The sequence below is a fragment of the Rossellomorea sp. NPDC071047 genome (assembly GCF_050270195.1).
GTDB lineage: Bacteria > Bacillota > Bacilli > Bacillales > Bacillaceae_B > Rossellomorea.
In genome coordinates this window covers 279,032-303,271 of record NZ_JBNNJT010000004.1, presented here as the reverse complement: position 1 = coordinate 303,271, position 24,240 = coordinate 279,032, and the positions used below count along the sequence as shown (strand labels likewise).

Genomic DNA, 24,240 nt, shown 5'->3' with positions numbered 1-24,240 from the left:
TTCTTGGTGAAAACCATTGACTGAATGCTCATTCATAATATAATGGATATATGAACTATTCAGAATATTAATTTGGTTTGTAAAAGTTTGAACAAAGGGGAAGTTCAATCGAACCAAAGAAGGGGGAGTGTTTTTCAATGAATGGGTTACTCATTCTCAATTGGGTTGCATTTATTCTTGTGACCGTTTACGCACTTAGTCTGTTTGTGTATGTAGTAAAGACGAGAATTGAATATATTAAGCTCGGTAAGAAGGTGGAGTTCGACCAGCGATTCAAAGAACGATTCCAGAAGATCGTGGTCAATGTCTTCGGACAAAAGAAGCTCTTGAAGGATAAGAAGAGTGGAGCGATCCACGTCATGTTCTTCTACGGCTTCATATTAGTCCAATTCGGAGCCATCGATTTCATCTGGAAAGGACTGGAACCAGGGAGTCACTTACCGTTGGGGCCATTATATCCCGGATTCACGTTCTTCCAGGAGCTTGTCACACTCATGATCCTGGTAGCGGTTGTTTGGGCCTTCCACCGCCGCTATGTGGAGAAGTTGGTTCGTTTAAAAAGAGGATTTAAATCAGGATTGGTTCTCCTATTCATCGGGGGATTAATGCTATCGGTTCTTGTAGGGAACGGAATGGGCCTTATCTGGCACGGCGAAGAGCTTGCCTGGACAGAGCCTGTAGCGTCACTTATTGCAGGAGCGCTTGGGGCCATTGGAGAAACAGCTTCCATCGTCATCTTCTATGTAGCCTGGTGGATTCACCTGCTATTCTTACTGGCATTCCTTGTATATGTTCCACAATCCAAGCACGCTCACTTAATCGCGGGTCCTGCGAATGTCTACTATAATCGATTAGACAACCCTGGAAAGCTGAAGCCCATCGACTTTGAAGATGAGTCAGCCGAAAGCTTCGGGGTAGGGAAAATTGAAGAATTCACGCAACATCAAATGATCGACTTCTACGCTTGTGTGGAATGTGGTCGTTGTACGAATATGTGTCCTGCCACAGGGACAGGGAAAATGCTTTCCCCAATGGATTTAATCGTGAAACTGCGTGATAACCTGACGAATCATGGTGCAGTGGTAACGCAGAAAAAACCGTGGGTGCCGACCTTTGCATTCAATGGCACGAAAGGGAATCAGCTCGCCATGGCGAGCGCCACTCAAGCAGCAGAAGAAGCGGCTGCTGGAGCTACGTACAGTCCTAGTCTGATCGGAGACGTCATCACAGAAGAGGAAATCTGGGCATGTACAACGTGCCGTAACTGTGAAGACCAATGTCCGGTCATGAACGAGCACGTGGACAAAATCATCGACCTTCGCCGTTACCTGGTCCTGACAGAAGGAAAGATGGACGCAGATGCACAACGCGCTATGCAAAACATCGAACGCCAGGGGAATCCTTGGGGTCTTAACCGTAAAGAACGTGAAAACTGGCGTGAAGCGAGAGAAGACGTTCATATTCCTACGGTGAAAGAAATGAAAAAAGCGGGAGAAGACTTCGAATACTTATTCTGGGTCGGATCCATGGGTTCATTCGATAACCGCAGCCAGAAGATCGCGTTATCCTTTGCCAAGCTGCTGAATGAAGCAGGCGTGAAATTCGCAATCTTAGGTAACAAAGAGAAGAACTCCGGTGATACACCGCGCCGACTCGGTAATGAATTCCTATTCCAGGAGCTTGCCGGTCAAAACATCGCCGAATTTGAAAAGAATGAGATCAAGAAAATTATTACGATCGATCCGCATGCGTATAACATTTTCAAAAATGAGTATCCGGACTTCGGTTTGGAAGCGGAAGTGTATCACCATACGGAGCTTCTGTATGACCTGGTAAAAGAAGGGCGTCTGAAGCCGAAATACGAAGTGAATGAAACGATCACCTTCCACGATTCCTGTTACCTGGGACGTTACAACGAAGTATACGATCCACCACGGGAAATCCTGAAATCGATCTCCGGCGTGAAATTGGTTGAAATGGAACGTAACCGCGAAAAAGGCATGTGCTGTGGAGCTGGTGGAGGACTTATGTGGATGGAAGAAGACGCAGGCCACCGCGTGAACGTTTCCCGTACAGAGCAGGCACTTGAGGTCAGCCCATCGGTCATCAGCTCGGGGTGTCCATACTGCCTGACAATGCTATCTGATGGAACGAAAGCGAAGGAAGTAGAAGAAACCGTCTCTACTCAGGATGTGGCAGAAATCCTTGAAAAAGCGGTATGTGGCGATCAAAAAGATCAGCCGGCAGCTTCGTAAAAAGAATATTATCTGTTTTATAATGAAAAGTCTGCTTCTCAGTAGTTGAAGAATCGGGAGTGAAACAAAAGCCTCTATCTGCGTTTCACTCCTATTATTTTCCTACAATAATAAATTTAATAGAAAAATAAAAACTTTCTAAAAAATCATTACGTTCTAACCGAATATGAAGTACAATAAAGGTATATAAGGGACAAAAACTGTCCCTTCTCTTTTGGGGACTGGTTGAGCGAGCGTTCAGTCGAATATGGTGAGTCCTATTTTTTTAAGAGCAGTTGAAAGCGTATACAATTTGTTTTTGTCGAATCAAATCATTCAGATATAAAGGAGAGCGATTGAGATGGGAAAAACGGTTATTTTAGATGGAGCGAGAACGCCATTCGGTAAATTTGGTGGAAGCTTAAGCAGTTTTACAGCTTCAGAGCTTGGCGGTTTTGCTGTGAAGGAAGCCCTGAAGCGATCAGGCATAAATGGTGAAGAGGTAGAGGAAGTGATCCTCGGATCTGTATTACAAGGGGGGCAGGGACAGATCCCTTCCCGACAAGCATCACGTCATGCCGGATTACCGTGGAATGTCAAAACGGAAACCATCAACAAAGTGTGTGCTTCAGGAATGCGAAGCGTGACAATGGGTGACCAGATCATCCGTGCAGGTGACGGCGAAGTCATCGTGGCGGGCGGAATGGAATCCATGTCAAATGCACCGTACATCCTTCCGAAAGCTCGCTGGGGCTTCAAAATGGGGGATTCCCAGGTGAAGGACTTAATGGTTCATGACGGATTGACGTGCAGCTTCAACAATGTCCACATGGGAACGTACGGAAATGAAACAGCAAAAGAGTTCGAATTATCAAGAGAAGAGCAGGACGGGTGGGCGCTTAGAAGCCATGAACGTGCTCTGAAAGCGACAGACTCAGGTGTTCTGGGGGAAGAAATCGTCGCGGTGGAAGTACCGCAGCGTCGAGGGGAACCAATCGTAGTCAGTAAAGATGAAGCCCCACGCAAAGAAACGTCCATCGAAGCTCTGGCCAAATTAGGTCCTGTCTTCGGATCGGAAGGAACGATCACAGCTGGGAACGCACCAGGGGTAAATGACGGAGCGGCTGCCATGGTTCTCATGAGTGAAGAGAGAGCCGTAAGAGAAGGGAAGAAGCCATTAGCTACCATCCTTGGACACACAGCAATTGCCGTTGAAGCAAAGGACTTTCCGAAAACACCGGGACTCGTCATCAATGAACTGCTGAAGAAAACGGGCAAATCACTTGAAGAAATCGACCTGTTTGAAATTAACGAAGCATTCGCAGCCGTTGCCCTGACAAGCGGGAAAATCGCCGGGTTAGATCCGGAAAAAGTCAACGTGAACGGTGGAGCAGTCGCCCTTGGTCATCCGATCGGAGCAAGCGGAGCGCGTATCATCCTGACACTGGCTTATGAACTGAAGCGTCGCGGAGGCGGAATCGGAATAGCGTCGATCTGCAGCGGCGGCGGTCAAGGGGATGCGATTATGATTGAGGTGGCGAAGCAGTAGATTATCAGGCGCAAAGTTGCCAGAGCAGGTTTGCCTGTAGGGTGTACCAGTCTACAAAATGGATTCAGCTGCTGAATTTTCGAAATGAATCAGCTGCTGATTTCGCGGCATATTTCAGCAGCTGAAGTAACACCAATAATCAGCAGCTGAACAACTGAACAAAACAAATCCATATTAAAACTAAACCAACTAGATTACTAGTGTTAGCTATAACAAAGGGGAGAATATCATGAACATCAAAAAAGTAATGGTCATCGGGGCGGGACAAATGGGATCAGGGATCGCTCAAGTATGTGCGCAAGCAGGATTCGATGTCTACCTGAACGATTTGAAAGCAGAATTTGTACAAAAGGGAATCGGCGTGATCACAAAGAACCTGACACGCGCCGTTGAAAAAGGAAGAATGTCAGAAGACGATAAAACAGCTACAGTGAACCGTTTAACGGCTTCAACCGATATACACGACGCGAAGCAAGTAGACCTTGTCATCGAGGCAGCGGTTGAAAACATGGATATCAAAACAAAAATCTTTGCTCAACTGGATGAAATAACACTGGAGCACACGATCCTTGCTTCTAACACTTCTTCACTCCCGATTACTGAAATCGCTGCAGCGACGAAGCGTCCCCAGCAAGTGATCGGAATGCACTTTATGAACCCGGTACCGGTTATGAAGTTGGTTGAAATCATCCGTGGCCTTGCGACGACTGATGAAGTGTATCAAGTGATCGAAGACATGACGAAATCTCTCAACAAAGTACCCGTTGAAGTAGAAGATTTTCCTGGATTCGTCTCTAATCGTATCCTTATGCCGATGATCAACGAAGCGATCTATACGCTGTATGAAGGGGTCGCGAGTAAAGAGGCGATTGATGAAGTGATGAAGCTCGGTATGAATCATCCAATGGGTCCTCTTACTCTGGCAGATTTCATCGGACTTGATACGTGCCTATACATCATGGAAACACTGCACGAAGGCTTCGGTGATGACAAATATCGCCCATGCCCGCTACTTAGAAAATATGTGAAAGCCGGCTGGTTAGGTAGAAAAACAGGGCGCGGCTTCTATTCATACGAGTAACAACGACGAACATCAGGGAGGAACCATTCATGGAGTTACGATTTACGGAAGAGCAACAGATGATGAGAAAAATGGTACGGGATTTTGCTGAAACGGAAATCCAGCCGTTTATCGAGAAGATGGAAGAAGGGCAATTCCCGAGGGAGATTTTGAACAAAATGGCGGAACTCGGGTTGATGGGAATCACGATCCCTGAGAAATATGGCGGCTCTGAAATGGATTTTACATCCTATATCATTGCCATACATGAGCTGTCCAAAGTAAGCGCAACCATAGGGGTGATCCTGTCTGTGCATACTTCAGTGGGAACAAATCCGATTCTTTATTTCGGAAACGAAGAACAAAAACAAAAGTACCTTCCCAAGCTTGCGACCGGGGAATATTTAGGCGCTTTCTGCCTGACGGAGCCTAGTGCGGGATCGGATGCGAAAAGCTTGAAAACGAAAGCCGAAAAACGTGACGATCACTATGTATTAAATGGCTCAAAAGTCTTTATTACAAATGGTGGCGAAGCGGATACGTATATTGTCTTTGCCGCAACGGATGCGTCAAAAGGGAGCCGGGGAGTATCAGCCTTCATCGTAGAAAAGGATACACCGGGACTTGTAATCGGAAAAGACGAACATAAAATGGGTCTCCATGGTTCGAGAACGGTTCAGTTGACCTTTGAAGATATGAAAGTCCCGGCTGAAAACCTTCTAGGTCAAGAAGGGGAAGGCTTCAAGATCGCCATGGCGAATCTCGATGTCGGCAGGATCGGGATCGCAGCGCAGGCGTTGGGAATTGCTGAAGCGGCTTTCGACTACTCCACAGCTTATGCCAAAGAACGCGTACAATTCGGTAAGCCGATCGCAGCCCAACAGGGGATCGGATTCAAGCTTGCAGATATGGCGACGGCTGTTGAAGGGTCGAAGCTTCTTGTGTACCGGGCTGCCAATCTTCGTTCGAACAATATCTCTTGTGGAAAAGAAGCAAGCATGGCAAAGTTATTTGCTTCAAAAACAGCGGTTGAAGTGTCGACCGAAGCGATCCAGGTTTACGGTGGGTATGGTTATACAAAAGAATATCCGGTTGAGCGTCTGTTCCGAGATGCGAAGGTGACGGAGATTTATGAGGGTACGAGTGAGATTCAGAGAATGGTGATTGGGAAAAATTTGTTGGTTTAGTGGGCTTGGATTCTTGGAGAGGTGTATTCGTGCACACGTTCTGAAGCGTGTCAGGCACCTGATATAGATTGCGGTGTTTCGTGGCGTAAAGGGGTTTGTTGCTTTGCTTGCATCGTAAGGGTGCCAGACCCGGTATGAAGTAGATTATAGGAGGAATTGAGATGAATTTTAAGTTATCGGAAGAGCATGAAATGATACGTAAGATGGTGCGTGATTTTGCGCGGAATGAGGTGGCGCCGACTGCTGCCGAGCGTGATGAGGAAGAGCGCTTCGATATGGATTTATTTAAGAAGATGGCTGAGCTTGGGCTTACGGGGATTCCTTGGCCGGAAGAGTACGGTGGGATCGGGAGTGACTACCTGGCATACTGTATCGCAGTAGAAGAGTTATCAAGAGTGTGTGCGTCTACAGGAGTGACTCTTTCCGCTCATACGTCTTTAGCAGGATGGCCTGTGTATAAATTCGGTACAGAAGAACAAAAGCAGAAATACCTTCGTCCAATGGCACAGGGTGAAAAAATCGGGGCTTACGGATTGACCGAGCCGGGTTCAGGATCTGATGCAGGCGGTATGAAAACGACGGCCCGTTTAGAAGGTGATCATTACGTATTGAACGGCTCTAAAATTTTCATCACGAACGGTGGGATCGCCGATACGTATATCGTATTTGCTTTGACAGATCCTTCTCAACGCCAGCGTGGAACGAGTGCATTCATCGTTGAGGCAGACTTCGAAGGGTTCTCTGTTGGAAAGAAAGAGAAGAAGCTGGGAATTCGTTCATCTCCAACGACTGAGATCGTGTTTGAAGACTGTAAGGTACCGAAAGAAAATATGCTTGGGAGCGAAGGCGATGGATTCAAGATTGCCATGATGACTCTTGATGGCGGACGGAACGGAATCGCGGCTCAAGCAGTCGGGATTGCCCAGGGAGCCCTTGATGCGTCTGTCGATTATGCAAAAGAGCGTGAGCAATTCGGGAAGCCGATTGCAGCGAATCAGGGAATTTCATTCAAGATTGCCGATATGGCGACGTCCATCGAAGCTTCCCGTCTATTAACCTATCAAGCTGCCTGGTTGGAGTCAGAAGGTCTTCCGTACGGAAAAGAATCGGCGATGTCGAAGCTGATGGCCGGGGATACAGCGATGAAAGTGACAACGGAGGCGGTTCAGATCTTTGGTGGATATGGTTATACGAAAGACTATCCGGTAGAGCGTTATATGCGTGATGCGAAGATTACTCAGATTTATGAGGGGACGCAGGAGATTCAGAGATTGGTTATTTCGCGGATGGTGACGAAGTAGGAATTTGATTGGGGCCTCGTGTGTGGATTTTTTAAGAGGATCTCCTGGTCGTCCTGAAGCGTGTCAGGCACCCGATAGGTTCTACTATGCTTCATAGCGTAAAGGGGTTCTTATCATCGCTTGCGTCTTTAGGGTGCCAGACCCGGTCTGTATAGATATGTGGTTAGAGAGAGAGGACCTTCTGCTTTGTTGGGGGATAGAGCAGGTGGCTTTTGTAAGAGGGATCAATGGGAGAAATGGATAGTAAAGGCGGTCGGTTGTTGTGAATAAGAAGAGGGAAGTTCATGCTTCGGTTAAGGATGAGCGTTTGGTAGAAAAGCGGCGTGATCAGATGATTCGTGGGGCCGTCTCTCTATTTAAACAAAAGGGGTTTCATCGCACCACGACTAGAGAGATCGCAAAGGCCGCCGGATTTAGTATCGGAACGCTATATGAATATATTCGGACAAAGGAAGATGTCTTGTATTTAGTGTGTGACAGCATCTATGAGCAGGTTCGGCTGGAGCTTGAGGAGCTGGATGTCGGAAAAGGGACACTTGAGAGCTTAAGGCTTGGCATCGCTCATTATTTTAAAGTGATGGATCGTATGCAGGATGAAGTCCTCGTCATGTATCAGGAGGCGAAATCCTTATCGAAGGACGCCCTTCCGTATGTACTGCGTAAAGAACTTGAAATGGTGGGGATGGTGGAAGATCTCATCATAGGCTGTGTCGAGAGTGGAAAGCTTGTGCTTGATGAAGATCAGATCCACATGCTGGCTCAAAATGTATTCGTCCAGGGACAGATGTGGGGATTCCGTCGTTGGGCGCTTCAGAAGCGGTTTACACTCGATGAATACATCAATCTTCAAATCGAACTCACTTTTGCAGGCGTCATAGGGTTTGAAAAACAAGGGAGAACAGGGGGAGTAATATGAGCACGGTTGAAATTTATAAACCAAAGCACCATGTTCGTTTTGTCACGGCTTCGAGTCTGTTTGACGGACATGATGCGTCGATCAACATAATGCGTCGGATTATCCAGGCAAGCGGGGCAGAGGTTATCCATCTGGGTCATAACCGCTCCGTGGAGGAAGTCGTCAATGCCGCGATTCAAGAGGATGTACAGGGAATCGCGATTTCGTCCTACCAGGGCGGACACGTTGAATACTTCAAGTATATGTACGACCTTTTGAAAGAAAGAGGAGCGTCTCATATCCGCATTTATGGCGGTGGTGGGGGAGTGATCATCCCACGTGAAATCAAAGAGCTTCACGAATATGGGATTGCCCGTATCTTCTCACCGGAAGACGGTCGTAAGCATGGTCTTCAAGGGATGATCAACAACATGATCGAAGAGTGTGATTTCCCGACGATCAAGGGAAGCGTGAATCAAGAGGTAGAAAAGCTTTCGACCGGCAATGTGAACACGGTTTCGAAGCTGATTTCACTTGCAGAGTATCAAGTCGGAGCGAATGAAGAAGTGGCGGCGACGGCCCAGACCGTTTTTTCTGAAATAAAGAACTTAGCGAAAAAAGTTCCTGTCCTGGGGATCACAGGAACAGGTGGAGCAGGGAAGAGCTCCCTGACGGATGAGCTGATCCGTCGTTTCATCAATGAGCTTCCTGAAAAGAAGATCGCGATTCTATCCATCGATCCTACGAAACAAAAAACAGGCGGAGCCCTTCTTGGGGACCGCATCCGTATGAATGCCATCTTCAATCCTCGCGTCTATATGCGAAGCCTCGCTACCCGTGGGTCGAAAACAGAGCTTTCACTGGCCATCAAGGATGCCATCAATGTGGTCAAGGCGGCAGGCTATGATCTGATCGTCGTTGAAACAAGCGGGATCGGTCAGGGGGATGCGGAAATCGCTGAAATCTGTGATATGTCCATGTATGTGATGACAAGTGAGTTCGGTGCTCCGTCCCAGCTTGAGAAAATCGATATGATCGATTTTGCCGATCTTATCGTCATCAATAAATTTGAGCGTAAAGGCTCGGAGGATGCAAGACGCCAGGTCCAGAAGCAGTATCAGCGCAGTCACTTGCTTTTTGATAAAGACTTAGATGACATGCCCGTATACGGAACGATCGCCAGCCAGTTCAACGATCCAGGTACAAACGCGTTGTTCGCTGCGATCGTCGAAACTGTGAACAAGAAAATGGAACTGGATTGGAAAACGGGCTTCTCCAAAGACGTGGACGTGGAAAAGCAAAATGTCATCATTCCAAACAATCGCCGTTATTATCTGCGTGAGATTGCGGAAACGGTCCGGAACTATCATAAAAAAGCCGAAGAGCAGGTGAACCTCGCCCGCAGATTGTTCCAATTGGAAGGGGCAATCGAAGCCCTTAACGAAAAGGAAACGAATGATGGGGTCCTCACATCTCTTCAGACATTGAAAGATGAAATCGAAAACAAATTAACAGCCGAGTCGAAACAGATTTTACAAAAATGGGATGGGTTAAAAGAAACCTATAGCAAGGATCAATTCATCACAAAAATCCGTGATAAAGAAATCGTCACTGAATTAAAGACTAAGAGCTTATCGGGACTCGATATTCCGAAAGTTGCCCTTCCAAGATACAAAGACTACGGACAGATTCTGGATTGGGTATACAAGGAGAATGTTCCAGGTTCGTTCCCATACACAGCAGGAGTATTTCCATTTAAACGAAAAGGGGAAGATCCGAAGCGCCAGTTTGCCGGTGAAGGGACTCCTGAACGGACGAATCGCCGTTTCCATTATCTTTCTAAGGATGATGATGCGAAACGCCTGAGTACAGCCTTTGACTCTGTAACCTTATATGGTGAAGATCCGGATCACCGCCCTGATATTTACGGTAAGGTCGGAGAGAGCGGCGTGAGCATCTGTACACTTGAAGACATGAAAAAGCTGTACGCCGGCTTTGATCTATGTGCGCCTTCTACATCTGTATCTATGACGATCAATGGTCCGGCACCGATCATCCTTGCCATGTATATGAATACGGCCATCGATCAGCAGATCCGCATGAAGGAAGAGGAGCTTGGCCGAGTCCTGACAGTGGAAGAATACGTGGAAGTGAAGGAACAAACGCTGCAGGTCGTCCGTGGAACGGTGCAGGCAGATATTTTAAAAGAAGATCAAGGACAAAATACTTGTATCTTCTCGACTGAATTTGCCCTTCGCATGATGGGTGACATCCAGCAGTACTTCATCGATCATAAAGTACGTAACTATTACTCTGTATCGATTTCCGGCTATCATATCGCTGAAGCGGGAGCGAACCCGATCTCACAGCTTGCCTTTACGCTTGCGAATGGCTTCACCTATGTAGAGTATTATTTGAGTCGTGGAATGGATATCAATGCGTTTGCACCAAACTTATCCTTCTTCTTCTCGAACGGACTCGACCCTGAGTATACAGTGATCGGACGTGTGGCCCGCCGCATTTGGTCAACGGTGATGCGTGATAAATATGGCGCCAATGAAAGAAGTCAAAAGCTGAAGTACCATATTCAAACATCCGGGCGTTCTCTTCATGCCCAGGAGATTGATTTCAATGATATCCGTACGACGCTTCAAGCCTTGATGGCCCTGCAGGATAACTGTAACTCCCTGCACACCAATGCTTATGATGAAGCGATCACGACACCTACAGAGGAATCGGTCCGCCGTGCCATGGCGATTCAGATGATCATTACGAAAGAACACGGATTATCGAAAAATGAAAATCCACTTCAAGGATCGTTCATCGCAGAAGAGCTGACCGATTTGGTGGAGGAAATGGTTCTGACAGAATTTGATCGCCTGAATGATCGAGGCGGCGTTCTTGGATCGATGGAAACTCAGTATCAACGAGGCAAAATCCAAGAAGAATCCATGTACTACGAAATGAAAAAGCATTCCGGGGAACTTCCGATCGTAGGAGTGAACACGTACCTGAACCCAACTCCACCTTCAGAGGAACAAATGGACAGCATGGAACTTGCACGTGCAACGAAGGAAGAGAAAGAAACACAAATTCATAACCTTCGAGACTTCCAATCACAGCACAAGGACAAAGCTGAAGAAGCACTGACCCGCTTAAAACAAGCAGCCGTGAACGGAGGAAACATCTTTGAAGAACTCATGGAAACAGTAAAAGTAGCCAGTCTCGGCCAAATAACACGCGCCCTCTACGAAGTAGGCGGGCAGTACCGTCGTAATATGTAACAGATATTGAAGAAGATGAGACTACTGTAGAAGTGCAGTGGTCTCTTTTTCTAGATACCTCTTCTACAGGGGGGTCAATAAACATATCAATAACTCTAGGGCAAATAACGAAATAGGTTTAAAAAGTCCATAAACAGTCTATCCTTTAAACAAAATCAACCAATTTTTAACACGAACTTAATAGTAGTCGGTTATCATTTCCTATATAATGAGAATTGTCAGATAAGTGAGAGGAAGAACGATACATACGTTTGGATGTGAGACTGTGAAGACCATTTTTCGTTATATACTATTAGCCACCATCATATTTGTTGCCATACTTCTATATCAATTGCAATTAGGAGCGATTCCTTTTTTTCTACTCTCTTTCTATCTTTTCTATGAAGCGTTCCGTGTGATTCGAAACGGTGAAAAAGAGGAGAAATGGGAAAGCGGCAGACCCTCCTGACCCCAGTTGTGAAAAAAATGCAACAAAATCCAGATAGGTATAGCATAAAGTCTTTTCTATTGTTTATAATGATGAATATGGTTAAAATTGATAATGGAGAATTTTTGCCCTTTTTTACTCTACTTAGTAGAGTGTGAAATAGAGAAAGGAAGTGCGTTAATTGAGTCTTAAGCAGTTATCCAAAGAAGAATTACGTCAAACATCATTCATTGAGCTGGCACACGAGATCTTAACAGAGAAAAAGAAAGCCATGCCTTTCGAAGACATAGTCAAAGAAATTAAAGGTTTGCTTGAAATCTCTGAAAAAGAGGTTCGCAGCCGCTTACTTCAATTCTACACGGACCTTAATGTCGAGGGACGTTTTATTGCCATGGGCGATAATAGTTGGGGATTAAGAGAATGGTATCCGGTGGATCAAATCGAGGAAGAAACGGTTCCAACGATGAAATCCAGCAAAAAGAAAAAAGCAAAGAAGAAAGACGACGAAGATTTAGATCTTGATGATTTCGATGATCTGGACGATGAAGATCTTGATTATGATGATCTTGATGATACGGACGATGACGATGATTTGACAGATGACGACGACGATGTAGATGTTGAAGATGCAGATGAAGATCTGGACATCGATGAAGACGATGAAGAACTTGAAATCGATGAATTCGATGAGGTCGATGATGAAGAAGACGATGAAGATTTAGAAGAGGAAGAGGAAGAGAAATAATCCCTTCTGCCAGAATGGCTCCCCGCAATGCTACTTGCCTTCGGGGAGTTTTTTATGTGTTAGAAATGATTGAAAATTCTATTCTTATTCTGTGCTTGACTTCTTCTGCGCAGGAAGGTAGTATTTTATTTGGGCTCCCTAAAAAGGGACGAATAACGTATATCACGCTCCCCTTACATGATTGTAAGCGGGGCGTTTTTTGTTTTTATAAGAAGAAAGCTACAACATGACAAGGTTTTATGTGCGGCGGATTGATTCTTTAAAGACCCCTTACATCTTGACGTATCTTGATATTAAGAGGCTGTCTTTTAGCTGGTGTATGCAGATGAATTTATTTAAAGAGAATGGACTTGTCCTTCTTTGAACAAGATAAATTCATAACATACCTACAATAGACACCCTCTACTTTTTTTGAACCAAACTTACTTTGAAGGGGGACATATACATGACTAAGTATATTTTCGTAACAGGCGGCGTAGTGTCGTCACTAGGGAAAGGGATCACAGCAGCGTCCCTTGGAAGACTATTGAAAAACCGTGGAGTGAGTGTCACGATCCAGAAGTTTGATCCATACATCAACGTGGATCCGGGAACGATGAGTCCCTATCAGCACGGTGAAGTATTCGTAACAGATGACGGTGCGGAAACGGATCTTGACTTAGGTCACTATGAGCGTTTCGTTGACATTAACCTGACGAAATACAGCTCTGTCACAACAGGTAAAATCTATTCAACTGTATTGAAGAAAGAGCGTCGCGGTGATTATCTTGGTGGTACTGTACAAGTTATCCCACACATCACAAACGAAATCAAAGAACGCGTATACCGCGCTGGACGCGAGACGAATTCAGATGTCGTAATCACGGAAATCGGTGGAACGGTCGGGGATATCGAATCTCTTCCTTTCCTTGAAGCCATTCGCCAGATCAAGAGCGATGTAGGCCGTGACAATGTGATGTACATCCACTGTACTCTTGTTCCTTACATCAAAGCAGCGGGTGAAATGAAAACAAAACCGACTCAGCATAGCGTAAAAGAGCTTCGCAGTCTAGGTATCCAGCCAAATGTCATCGTCGTTCGTACAGAAATGCCAATGACTCAAGACATGAAAGACAAGATCGCGTTATTCTGTGATATCGATAAAAATGCCGTAATCGAAGCAATGGATGCAGACACCCTATACTCTGTACCACTTGCTCTTCAGGATCAAAAGCTTGATGAAATCACATGTCAGCACTTGAAACTGAACTGCCATGAAGCAGATATGACCGAGTGGAATGAACTCGTAGATCGAGTGAAAAACCTGTCCCGTAAAACAAGAATCGCCCTGGTAGGGAAATATGTTGAGCTTCAGGATGCGTATATCTCAGTAGTGGAAGCCCTTCGTCATGCCGGTTATCATTTCGATAGCGACATCGAGGTAAGATGGTTGAACTCTGAGCTGATCGACAGCGCAAACGTAGCAGAAAAACTGGCAGATGTAGATGGAATCCTTGTACCAGGCGGTTTCGGTGACCGTGGAGTAGAGGGGAAAATCGCTGCCACTCAATATGCCCGTGAAAACAAGGTACCTTTCCTTGGAATCTGCCTTGGAATGCAGCTGGCATCTGTAGAATATGCGCGTAATGTACTTGGTTTGGAAGGAGCTCACTCAGCAGAGTTGAACCCTGAAACGCCATACCCTGTCATCGACCTTTTACCGGAACAAAAGGACATCGAAGATCTTGGTGGAACACTGCGCCTAGGACTATACCCATGTAAGCTGACAAAAGGTTCAAAAGCCTATACAGCCTACGATGGAGAAGTGGTTTACGAGCGCCACCGCCACCGCTTCGAATTCAACAATCACTACCGTGAGCAAATGGAAAAAGCCGGCTTCATCTTCTCAGGCACAAGCCCTGATGGCCGTCTTGTAGAAATCATTGAGCTAAGCGACCACCCATGGTTCGTCGCATCTCAATTCCACCCTGAATTCACATCACGCCCGACACGTCCACAGCCTCTATTCAGAGACTTCGTGGAAGCGTCACTTGCGTATGGTGAGAAATAAGATTTGATTTTGGAACTGCTCTCCCTGGTTTGGGAGGGCGGTTTTTTTATTTTATATGGTGCAGGTGTCCGATTTTTAAGGGGGATATGAATTTATCGACCGTTATTGAGATTTATCAACCGTCAATCCGAAATATCGACCGTTATTCAATTTTATAAACCGTATTTTCAATATATCAACCTAATTTTCAGGATATCGACCGTTCTACAATAAACGACAAATTTCGTGAATCTCCTCTTTATTCCTGTCTAGAAAATTTTCCTAAAAAGAATATTGACAATATTCCCACATATCGTTAATATATCGTTTATAGCGCATGCGAACTATATCAAATTTCATATTCTCTTATAAAGAGTTGGCAGAGGGACTGGCCCGATGACGCCCGGCAACCTACCGTTTAAGCGGAAAGGTGCTAAAACCTGCAGGAAGAATTTCCTGAGTGATAAGAGTACGTTTATTTATACATAAACCTCTTTTCTCTTGGGAAAAGGGGTTTTTTATTTGCAAAGACTGTTTTCGTAAACTTAGTTGCTTTTAAAGGGAAAGTGCTGGTTGATTTCAGGGCTCCAGGCGCTCGCTTTCCGCGGGGCGTGAGTTGAGCCTCCTCGGGCTTTGCCCTGTGGGGTCTCAACTTTCCCGCTATACCCGCAGGAGTCGAGCACCTTCCGCTCCAATCAACTCTAAGCATGAGTCATGAAAAATAGACAAATATAAATACCTACAAGACAGAAAAACTGCATTTTTCAGATGTACGGAGGTCGATAATAGCTTTTAAAGTAGAGATGCTTTTTAGATTTCTCTGTCCTACTGAGCTCTGTCTCACCATCCAGCACATACTGGTTGACAGAGCCTTTGCAGATCCCGGTTTTAAAACAACAACTATCTTTATGAAAAGAGTATTAAAAAAAATTGAGGCAAATCACCTCGGGAGGAGAAAAGAACGATGAAAAAAGCAGCATCAATACTCGTATTACTCGCACTTATTCTCAGTTTAGTGGCTTGTCAGCCAAAGGTTTCCCAGGAGGCGGACGCAGACAGTGGAGATAAGAAGGAAGCAACTTCCGATCATCCGTTAGCCAATAAAAAGATCGCACTTATTATGCAAATCAATTTAGGGACTTTTTCCGCTCAATACATAGAAGGTGTCAAAGAGCAGGTGGAAAAGTTTGGAGGAAAGGTTCAAGTATTTACGTCTGAAGGAGACCTGGCAAAAATGTCTTCCAACCTGGATGCGGCCATCAATCAAAAGTTTGATGGGATCCTCATCGATCATGGAACGAAGGAAGCGCTGCAATCAGGGGTGGAAAAGGCGAAGGAACAAAACATTCCGGTTGTCGTGTTTGATGCGGATGTTGCTTCAGAAGAGGTGACCGTGCTCGAGCAGGGGGACCAACAAATGGCTGAACAAACCTTGACGAAGCTTTCAGATGAGATTGGCGGCAAGGGGGAGATCGTGAAGATTTGGGTTGCAGGATTTGCCCCGATGGAAAGACGCCAAGTGGCCTATCAGCAATTTTTAGAAAAAAATCCTGATATTAAAGAGGTGGCGGCCTTTGGAGCGGCTACTCAGAATACAGCACTGGATACACAGGCACAAATGGAGGCGATTCTGAAACAGTATCCGAACAAAGGGGACATCGATGCTGTCTGGGCAGCCTGGGATGAATTTGCAAAAGGTGCCGTCCGGGCAATCGAAGCAGCAGGGAGAGACGAAATAAAAGTCTATGGAATCGACATGAGTGATGAAGACCTGCAAATCATTCAAAAAGATGGAAGCCCGTGGGTTGCTTCAGCAGCAGTTGACCCGAAAGATATCGGCCGCGTGCAGGTCCGTTTCTTATATCAGAAGCTGGGTGGCCAAGAAACGCCTGAAAAAGTAAAGCTTGAGCCGGTCTTTATTGAAAAGGAAGCATTGCCTGAAGAAACGATCACGACCGATCAATTACACGAGCATGTAGATGGCTGGGGAGCAAGTGAGCAAGGCTATACAGATGAATTGAAAAACCTTGAAGGATCGTTCACAGAGTAGAAAGGAGTTAGAAACGATGACGTCTCCACTGTTAGAAATGATTGATATCAATAAAACCTTCTCAGGAGTGAAAGCCCTAAAGGCTGCAAGCTTCGATGTGAAAGAGGGAGAGGTTCATGCTGTGTTGGGGGCGAATGGCGCAGGGAAAAGCACGATAATGAAGATTTTATCAGGAGCCTATGTACAGGACAGCGGAGACATCATCCTTCACTCCGAAAAAAGAGACTATCAATCTCCGAAAGAAGCGAAGGAGCATGGCATCCATTGCGTATACCAGGAAGTGGACACGGCCATTGTCCCGGAACTTTCTGTAGCGGAAAATATCGTCCTTGATCAGTTCTCACAAAAAGGCTCCTTCTTTATTACCAAAAAGTCATTAAAGAATGAAGCGTGGGTGGCACTTAGACGAATTGGGGCAGAAGCGATACCCCTCTGGCAGCCGGCGTCACACTTAAGTCTCGCTGAAAAGCAGCTGGTGCTCATTGCCAGGAGCCTGCTTCAAAAAGCGAAAGTATTGATTTTGGATGAACCAACGGCACCTCTAAGTTCATCTGAGACGGAAAAATTATTCCGTGTCATAGAAGATTTAAAGAAAGAGAGAGTAGGGATCATTTTTATCTCTCACAGGCTTCCTGAAGTATTTCAGCTTTCCGATCGCATCACAGTCATGAGAGACGGGGAGACCGTTGGAACGTACGGAACATACGAAACAACCTCGCAGAAGATCATCGACGCCATGCTTGGAGGAACATATAGAGAAGAGTTTCAGAAAAGAGGACTTCCGATTGGTGATACGCTTTACGAAGTGAGAGGACTAAAAGACGGTCAAAAGGTGAAGGATGTCCATTTATCCGTTAAGGCAGGAGAAGTAGTCGGAGTGGTCGGGCTTGTGGGAGCGGGGAAAACCGAGCTTGCCAAAGCTTTATTTGGAGCATCTCCTGTAGAAGCTGGTGATCACTTTCTCAAAGGAAGAAAGCTTCGGATTCACTCTCCTCGAGACGCGGTCCAAAATGGATTGGCGCTCGTCCCGGAAGAAAGACGAAAAGAAGGATTGTTCATTCATGAATCCGTTCAGCACAACTTGAGCTTCCCTTCATTAAGAAAAGTCTCCAACTGGTTATGGATCAACGGACGCAAAGAACGTGAGCTGGCTCGTGAAAAAATCCAATCCCTTGGAATTAAAACCGCTTATGAAGGAATCCAGGCCAACTTTTTAAGTGGGGGAAATCAGCAAAAGGTTTCAATCGGAAAGTGGCTATCTGATGAAGCATCGGTGTTTTTATTTGATGAACCGACGAAAGGTGTGGACGTGGGAGCGAAGAAGGAGATCTTCTCCCTGATTCAATCCCTTGCAGAAAAAGAGAAGGGCATTCTCTATTTTTCCTGTGAAATTCAAGAAATTCTGGCGATCTCGGACCGGATACTCGTCATGTATGATGGACGGATTGTGAGAGAACTGACAAAAGAAGAAGCAACTCAAGAACGTATATTGTTTTATGCTTCAGGAGGGACCCAAGCGAATGAAAGGCAAGCTAATCGACTTACTATTTAAATACGGTGCCATCGTATTGATGGCTGCAATTCTTCTATTTTTTAGCTTATATAACCCATTTTTCTTTACATATGGAAATCTATCAGACATTCTCCGCTCGATTTCCATCGTCACATTGGTTGCCATCGGGGTCACTTTTACCCTCGTCGTCGATGGCTTTGACCTATCGGTGGGATCGACGGTATCCCTGTCTACTGTTGTGACAGCTTCTTTGATGGTCTGGTATGAAGCCCCGTTGTGGATCGTGCTCCTTGTTCCATTGTTGGTGGGAGCGGGAGTCGGGTTATTCAATTCGCTATTGATCGTGAAGTTTGGAATTCCGGATTTGCTTGCAACATTAGGGGCCATGTATATCATTTCAGGTGTTCATCGGACGTATACAGAAGGATACTCGATCTACAATAATATGCCGATGACAACTGGTGGGACAGCCCCTGGGGAATTTTCCGAAGCATTCCTCTGGATCGGCCAGGGAAAGTGGCTCGGATTGCCGGTACCGGTATGGATCATGCTCGTGCTGGTCGGAATCGTCTATGTGATCATGCATTTCACGAGGTGGGGAAGGATTTTGTATATGACAGGAGGCAACGCGGAAGCATCACGCTTATCTGGTGTCAGAGTGACGAGGGTTAAATTGATTGCCTACGTTCTCTCAGGTATATTCGCATCGATTGGAGGAATCCTGTTCACGGCCCGGGTCGGATCAGGGCAAATGGATGCCGGTGCCCCGCTCCTGATGGAAGCAGTCGCCGCGGTGTTTGTCGGCTTTTCCGTCTTGGGTGCTGGGAAACCGAATATCCTCGGAACCTTCTTTGGGGCAGCGTTGATCGGAGTCATGCTGAATGGATTGACGATGATGAATCTACCATACTATGCATTTGAGATTATTAAAGGAAGCGTGCTGGTATTGGCATTGGCGGTGACGTATGTGCATGCCAGGAAGGTGCGTGGGGCTTGAACTCGTTGAGGGGAGAGGTGCCTTTTAATGGTGCCTCTCTTTTTTGTGTGTGAAAATCAACCTTTAGTGCCACATGGAATCCAGTAGAAAGGTTATAGACCGTTATTCGGATTTATCAACCTTCATTTGAATATATCGACATTCATATCGTTTTATCAGGCGTTCTTTCATTATATCAACCATATTTTCAAGATATCGACCGTTCTACAATAAACGACAAACTTCACGCGCATCTCTCAGACTATATCCATGAAAAAAACCCGCCCCCAACCAGGAACGGGTCTATCTACTATTCCTCATACTCCTCCAACATCTCACGGATCACGAACCCCAGGGCGAAATAAAGATAAAGGGCCGCCATGCTGGAAGGAAAGCTCACCCGCTCACCGATCTCATCACCTGGAAGCATGCCCTTGATCAATTTTGTATCTAAATGAACATCGGCTATGTCCACCAGATTCTCTTCTCCCTCTACCAATCCAGAGACGGCCACGAACGGCACACCTTCATCAGCCAGTTTTTTTCCTAACTCTACGGCATCCTCATCAGTTGAAAAGCGGCTGACGACTAATACACGATCAGCTTCCGTCAGCCCGGTGGAAACATCGTATCTTTTAGCGGAAGGAAGAGGTTCAGCGCCAAACAAGGCCTCGGCTGTGACAGCCTCCATCTCCCCGTGGCCCTTAATATAGATATTTCCTTGTCCGATGGCGGCTTGGGCCAGCAGGCGGGCACCGTCTTCGATTTCGAATTCCTGCTTATCATAAATGCGTTTGAACAGTCCGGTTAACTGTGTTGTGAACATTTTTATCATGGAATAAACTCTCCTTATATATTTAGCTTCGACATTTGTCATCGTAACGCTTATTATAAAGGGGAAAAAGGTCTTAAGTAAAATCTTGATTAGAAGCAGGATTTTTTACAGTAAAAAGAGAATTAGTAATAAATATACATTTATTAGCCGGTTAGTTAGCTCAGTAATACATAACTTACTTTAATATGAAGGGGATTGGGATGGATGAACGAGAAAATTCTTATTGTAGACGATCAATTTGGTATTAGGATTCTATTAAATGAAGTGTTACAAAAGGAAGGCTACCAAACATTTCAAGCAGCGAACGGAATCCAGGCTCTTGAAATTGTAGATCAGCATTCCCCTGATTTGGTTTTGCTGGATATGAAGATCCCAGGTATGGATGGGATCGAAATTTTGAAGAGAATGAAGCAGAAGGATGCAGATATCCGCGTCATTATTATGACAGCGTACGGGGAACTGGACATGATTCAGGAAGCAAAGGATCTGGGAGCGCTTACTCACTTTGCGAAGCCGTTTGACATCGACGACATCAGGCAGGCCGTGAAACAATATATTCCAGCTTGATAGTATTATTTGAATAGTGAAAATAGTAGTATTTTTAACAATTCGCCTCTGCAGTTGGTAAAATCAATTCTGTTTTGGTATGATACAAGTGAAATTGTAAACAATGTCACATGGTGCTATAAATAACACCGCCATTTCTACTAGAATGGTTCACTGACTGAATAAAAGGAGGAAATTACTATGCCTTTAGTTTCAATGAAAGACATGCTAATTCAAGCAAAAGAAAATAGCTATGCAGTAGGTCAATTCAACCTGAATAACCTTGAGTTCACTCAAGCGATCCTACAAGCTGCTGAAGAAGAAAAATCACCTGTCATCCTTGGTGTTTCTGAAGGGGCAGCACGTTACATGAGCGGTTTCAAAACAGTTGTGAAAATGGTCGAAGGTCTTATGGAAGACTTAAACATCACAGTACCTGTTGCGATTCACCTGGACCACGGTTCAAGCTATGACAAATGTAAGGAAGCAATCGATGCAGGTTTCACTTCTGTCATGATCGACGCTTCTCACGGTCCTTTCGAGGAAAACATCGAAATCACTTCTAAAGTGGTTGAATATGCTCACTCTAAAGGTGTTTCTGTCGAAGCTGAGCTTGGAACTGTAGGTGGACAAGAGGATGACATAGTGGCAGATGGCGTTATCTATGCAGATCCTAAAGAGTGTCAAGAATTAGTAGAGCGTACTGGTATCGATACACTTGCTCCTGCACTTGGTTCTGTTCACGGTCCTTACAAAGGTGAACCGAATCTTGGATTCAAAGAAATGGAAGAAATCGGTGCAGCGACTGGAGTACCTCTAGTACTTCACGGTGGTACTGGAATTCCGACAAAAGACATCCAAAAAGCGATTTCTTACGGAACAGCGAAAATCAACGTAAACACTGAAAACCAAATTGCTTCAGCAAAAGCGGTACGTGAAGTACTTGCAGCTGACACAGAAGTATATGATCCACGTAAATACATGGGTCCTGCCCGCGAAGCGATCAAAACGACAGTTGCTGGCAAAATGCGCGAATTTGGTTCTTCTAACCAAGCTAAATAGTAGGTAATGTTTGGAAAGTTCTTCTTGATAGATTACAGGCTTTCCGAATGTGGTAGAAATAGAATGAAGCTGTAGGATGGGACTGGCACCAGGAAAGGGTTGATACCTTTTTGGGTCAGTCCCTTCCGTTCATTAAAAGATGATTGAAAATTTTGTCGAAAATGGGGTATAGTTAATGAAATTTTTCATAGACACAGCAAACATGAGTGAAATCAAGGAAGCATTTGAATGGGGTATCATTTCAGGAGTGACAACGAATCCATCGCTTGTAGCGAAAGAAAAGAACGTGACTTTCGAAGACCGATTAAAGGAAATCACGGACTTAGTCCCTGGTTCCGTAAGCGCTGAAGTCATCGCGTTAGATGCTGAAGGCATGATCAAGGAAGGCAGGGAGCTTGCGAAGATCGCGCCGAACATTACGGTGAAGCTTCCAATGACACCAGATGGTCTGACGGCTGCATCTACTTTTGCTAAAGAAGGGATCAAGACAAATGTCACGCTGATTTTCAGTGCGAACCAGGCGCTTTTAGCGGCTCGTGCCGGAGCGACATACGTGTCACCTTTTTTAGGAAGGTTAGATGATATCGGTCATGATGGACTGGAGCTGGTCTCCCAGATCGCTGAAATCTTCGCGATTCACGGACTGGAAACAGAAATCATTGCGGCTTCGACCCGTCATCCACAGCATATTACGGAAGCTGCCTTAAGAGGGGCTCATATTGCGACAGTGCCTCTGAAAGTGTTGAAGCAATTGTTCCAGCATCCCCTGACGGATAAAGGAATCGATGCTTTCCTGAATGATTGGAATAACCGCTGAACCTAAGTCAATTGGTCCAGCAAAAAAAATTCTTTTATCCTATACATGTTTTGACGAATTATGTATACACTAGTAGACAATACCTCTTAGAACGTCTTCTTTTGGAAAAATAATCCTTTTTGTTTTTGATGTGCGGGGTCTGACAGCCATTGGGGCTTCCTCATCAATAAACAGTGGAAGGGAGTTTAATATGGAAAAGCTAAAAATTGCAGGAGGTTATCCACTTGAAGGGACCATTAAAGTCAGTGGGGCCAAAAATAGTGCGGTAGCCTTGATCCCGGCAACCATTCTTGCTGATTCACCAGTCACAATCGAAGGGTTACCAGACATCTCTGATGTGCGGACACTGAAAGATCTATTAGAAGAGATCGGTGGTTCCGTCAACTTGGAAGATGGGGATATGAGTGTAGATCCAAGTCAAATGGTGTCCATGCCTTTGCCAAGCGGGAAGGTAAAAAAGCTTCGTGCTTCTTATTATTTAATGGGAGCGATGCTTGGACGATTCAAAAAAGCGGTCATCGGATTACCGGGTGGATGTCACCTTGGTCCACGTCCGATTGACCAGCATATTAAAGGCTTCGAGGCTCTCGGAGCGGAAGTGACGAATGAACAAGGTGCTATTTATTTGCGTGCCGACGAATTAAGGGGTGCACGTATTTACCTTGATGTCGTCAGTGTAGGAGCAACAATCAACATCATGCTTGCCGCTGTACGCGCAAAAGGCAGAACGATCATCGAAAATGCGGCAAAAGAACCTGAGATCATTGACGTAGCGACATTACTAAGTAACATGGGTGCGAAGATCAAAGGGGCAGGAACCGACGTGATCCGTATCGATGGTGTGGACGAGCTTCACGGCTGCCGTCACACAATCATCCCTGACCGAATTGAAGCGGGAACGTTCATGATCCTTGCAGCAGCAGTCGGTAAAGGTGTACTTGTTGACAATGTCATCCCGTTACATATGGAATCGGTCATCGCCAAGCTGCGTGAAATGGGCGTTCCTGTTGAAACAAACGACGACCAGATCTACATCGGAAGAGCGGACAAGCTCAAATCCGTTGATGTAAAAACATTGGTATATCCAGGTTTCCCAACAGATCTGCAGCAGCCGTTCACGACATTATTGAACAGGGCAGAAGGTTCTGCTGTCGTAACGGACACCATCTATTCAGCCCGCTTCAAGCATATCGATGAACTGAGAAGAATGAATGCGACGATCAAGGTAGAAGGTCGCTCCGCCATCGTCAATGGACCTGTACAATTACAAGGTGCCAAAGTGAAAGCAAGTGACCTGCGCGCAGGCGCGGCTCTTGTAATCGCCGGCTTAATGGCAGAAGGAATCACTGAAGTGACCGGCCTCGAGCATATCGACCGAGGATACAGCGACCTGGTTGCCAAACTCGAAGGCCTGGGAGCCACAATCTGGCGTGAAAAGATGTCAGCTGAAGAATTGGAGCAGATGAAGTCATAGTTACAGTAAAACTTTATAGCTTTCGTGAAATTGTTGCTTTTACTCTTATGTTTTGAGGTAAAGCATTAAATATCTAAGTTGATTGGAGCGGAAGGTGCTCGACTCCTGCGGGAATAGCGGGAAAGTTGAGACCCCACAGGGCAAAGCCCGAGGAGGCTCAACTCACGCCCCGCGGAAAGCGAGCACCTGAAGCGGAAATCAATCACTACTCGCTGTTGGTGAACAGCCACTTACTTTTCTGGAAATATTCACTGTA

The 24,240-nt window shown here is 45.6% G+C and carries 18 protein-coding genes and 1 riboswitch; of the genes, 17 read left to right on the top strand and 1 reads right to left on the bottom strand.

The window, feature by feature from the left end; translation table 11 throughout:
- The first annotated feature begins 137 nt into the window (after positions 1-137).
- The 13 genes from ACQKFO_RS15715 to ACQKFO_RS15655 all read left to right on the top strand — a co-directional run bounded on the left by ACQKFO_RS15715 (position 138) and on the right by ACQKFO_RS15655 (position 19,271).
- Complete coding sequence (locus tag ACQKFO_RS15715) at positions 138-2,255, top strand: 4Fe-4S dicluster domain-containing protein (protein WP_427599876.1); 2,118 nt, start codon at positions 138-140, stop codon at positions 2,253-2,255.
- A 340-nt stretch (positions 2,256-2,595) separates the two neighbouring features.
- The gene (locus tag ACQKFO_RS15710) at positions 2,596-3,783 is read left to right on the top strand and encodes an acetyl-CoA C-acetyltransferase (RefSeq protein ID WP_427599875.1); all 1,188 of its coding nucleotides are present in this window, start codon (positions 2,596-2,598) and stop codon (positions 3,781-3,783) included.
- Positions 3,784-4,012: 229 nt separating this feature from the next.
- On the top strand, positions 4,013-4,864 hold the full coding sequence (locus ACQKFO_RS15705) for a 3-hydroxybutyryl-CoA dehydrogenase (protein WP_427599874.1): 852 nt from the start codon (positions 4,013-4,015) through the stop codon (positions 4,862-4,864).
- A 29-nt stretch (positions 4,865-4,893) separates the two neighbouring features.
- Entirely contained in the window at positions 4,894-6,030 is a 1,137-nt protein-coding gene (locus tag ACQKFO_RS15700; RefSeq protein WP_427599873.1) for an acyl-CoA dehydrogenase, read from the top strand.
- A gap of 161 nt (positions 6,031-6,191) precedes the next feature.
- On the top strand, positions 6,192-7,331 hold the full coding sequence (locus tag ACQKFO_RS15695) for an acyl-CoA dehydrogenase (protein ID WP_159363102.1): 1,140 nt from the start codon (positions 6,192-6,194) through the stop codon (positions 7,329-7,331).
- A gap of 262 nt (positions 7,332-7,593) precedes the next feature.
- Entirely contained in the window at positions 7,594-8,247 is a 654-nt protein-coding gene (locus ACQKFO_RS15690) for a TetR/AcrR family transcriptional regulator (RefSeq protein ID WP_427599872.1), read from the top strand.
- Positions 8,244-11,510, top strand: a complete 3,267-nt coding sequence (gene icmF / locus ACQKFO_RS15685; RefSeq protein ID WP_427599871.1) for a fused isobutyryl-CoA mutase/GTPase IcmF — start codon at positions 8,244-8,246, stop codon at positions 11,508-11,510. The genes ACQKFO_RS15690 and icmF overlap by 4 nt, the downstream gene beginning before the upstream one ends.
- A 265-nt stretch (positions 11,511-11,775) precedes the next feature.
- Positions 11,776-11,958, top strand: a complete 183-nt coding sequence (locus tag ACQKFO_RS15680) for a hypothetical protein (RefSeq protein ID WP_427599870.1) — start codon at positions 11,776-11,778, stop codon at positions 11,956-11,958.
- Between the two features lie 160 nt (positions 11,959-12,118).
- On the top strand, positions 12,119-12,682 hold the full coding sequence (rpoE, locus tag ACQKFO_RS15675) for a DNA-directed RNA polymerase subunit delta (protein ID WP_427599869.1): 564 nt from the start codon (positions 12,119-12,121) through the stop codon (positions 12,680-12,682).
- A 445-nt stretch (positions 12,683-13,127) separates the two neighbouring features.
- Positions 13,128-14,732, top strand: a complete 1,605-nt coding sequence (locus ACQKFO_RS15670; RefSeq protein WP_148996323.1) for a CTP synthase — start codon at positions 13,128-13,130, stop codon at positions 14,730-14,732.
- Positions 14,733-15,074: 342 nt separating this feature from the next.
- Positions 15,075-15,181, top strand: a riboswitch (SAM riboswitch).
- A gap of 494 nt (positions 15,182-15,675) precedes the next feature.
- Positions 15,676-16,761 (top strand): sugar ABC transporter substrate-binding protein, encoded by a 1,086-nt coding sequence (locus ACQKFO_RS15665; protein WP_427599868.1) that lies wholly within the window; start codon positions 15,676-15,678, stop codon positions 16,759-16,761.
- Between the two features lie 16 nt (positions 16,762-16,777).
- Positions 16,778-18,313 carry a sugar ABC transporter ATP-binding protein gene (locus ACQKFO_RS15660; RefSeq protein WP_427599867.1) on the top strand — a complete coding sequence of 512 codons (1,536 nt, stop codon included), beginning with the start codon at positions 16,778-16,780 and terminating at the stop codon, positions 18,311-18,313.
- Positions 18,282-19,271 (top strand): ABC transporter permease, encoded by a 990-nt coding sequence (locus tag ACQKFO_RS15655; RefSeq protein WP_427599866.1) that lies wholly within the window; start codon positions 18,282-18,284, stop codon positions 19,269-19,271. The genes ACQKFO_RS15660 and ACQKFO_RS15655 overlap by 32 nt, the downstream gene beginning before the upstream one ends.
- A gap of 289 nt (positions 19,272-19,560) precedes the next feature.
- Here the strand turns inward: ACQKFO_RS15655 and ACQKFO_RS15650 are convergent, their stop codons facing one another.
- Positions 19,561-20,085, bottom strand: coding sequence for a DUF2529 domain-containing protein (locus ACQKFO_RS15650; RefSeq protein ID WP_427599865.1), 525 nt, complete (start codon positions 20,083-20,085; stop codon positions 19,561-19,563).
- Between the two features lie 204 nt (positions 20,086-20,289).
- On the opposite strand from ACQKFO_RS15650, the gene ACQKFO_RS15645 reads away from it, so the two are divergent.
- From ACQKFO_RS15645 to ACQKFO_RS15630, 4 genes are all read left to right on the top strand, one after another.
- Complete coding sequence (locus ACQKFO_RS15645) at positions 20,290-20,652, top strand: response regulator (RefSeq protein ID WP_148971206.1); 363 nt, start codon at positions 20,290-20,292, stop codon at positions 20,650-20,652.
- Positions 20,653-20,832: 180 nt separating this feature from the next.
- Positions 20,833-21,693: a class IIb fructose-bisphosphate aldolase FdaB gene (gene fdaB, locus ACQKFO_RS15640; RefSeq protein WP_427599864.1), complete on the top strand. Its 861-nt coding sequence runs from the start codon at positions 20,833-20,835 to the stop codon at positions 21,691-21,693.
- Positions 21,694-21,868: 175 nt separating this feature from the next.
- Positions 21,869-22,510, top strand: a complete 642-nt coding sequence (gene fsa, locus ACQKFO_RS15635; protein ID WP_397553698.1) for a fructose-6-phosphate aldolase — start codon at positions 21,869-21,871, stop codon at positions 22,508-22,510.
- A 190-nt stretch (positions 22,511-22,700) separates the two neighbouring features.
- Positions 22,701-23,984, top strand: coding sequence for a UDP-N-acetylglucosamine 1-carboxyvinyltransferase (locus tag ACQKFO_RS15630; protein WP_427599863.1), 1,284 nt, complete (start codon positions 22,701-22,703; stop codon positions 23,982-23,984).
- Positions 23,985-24,240 lie beyond the last annotated feature (256 nt).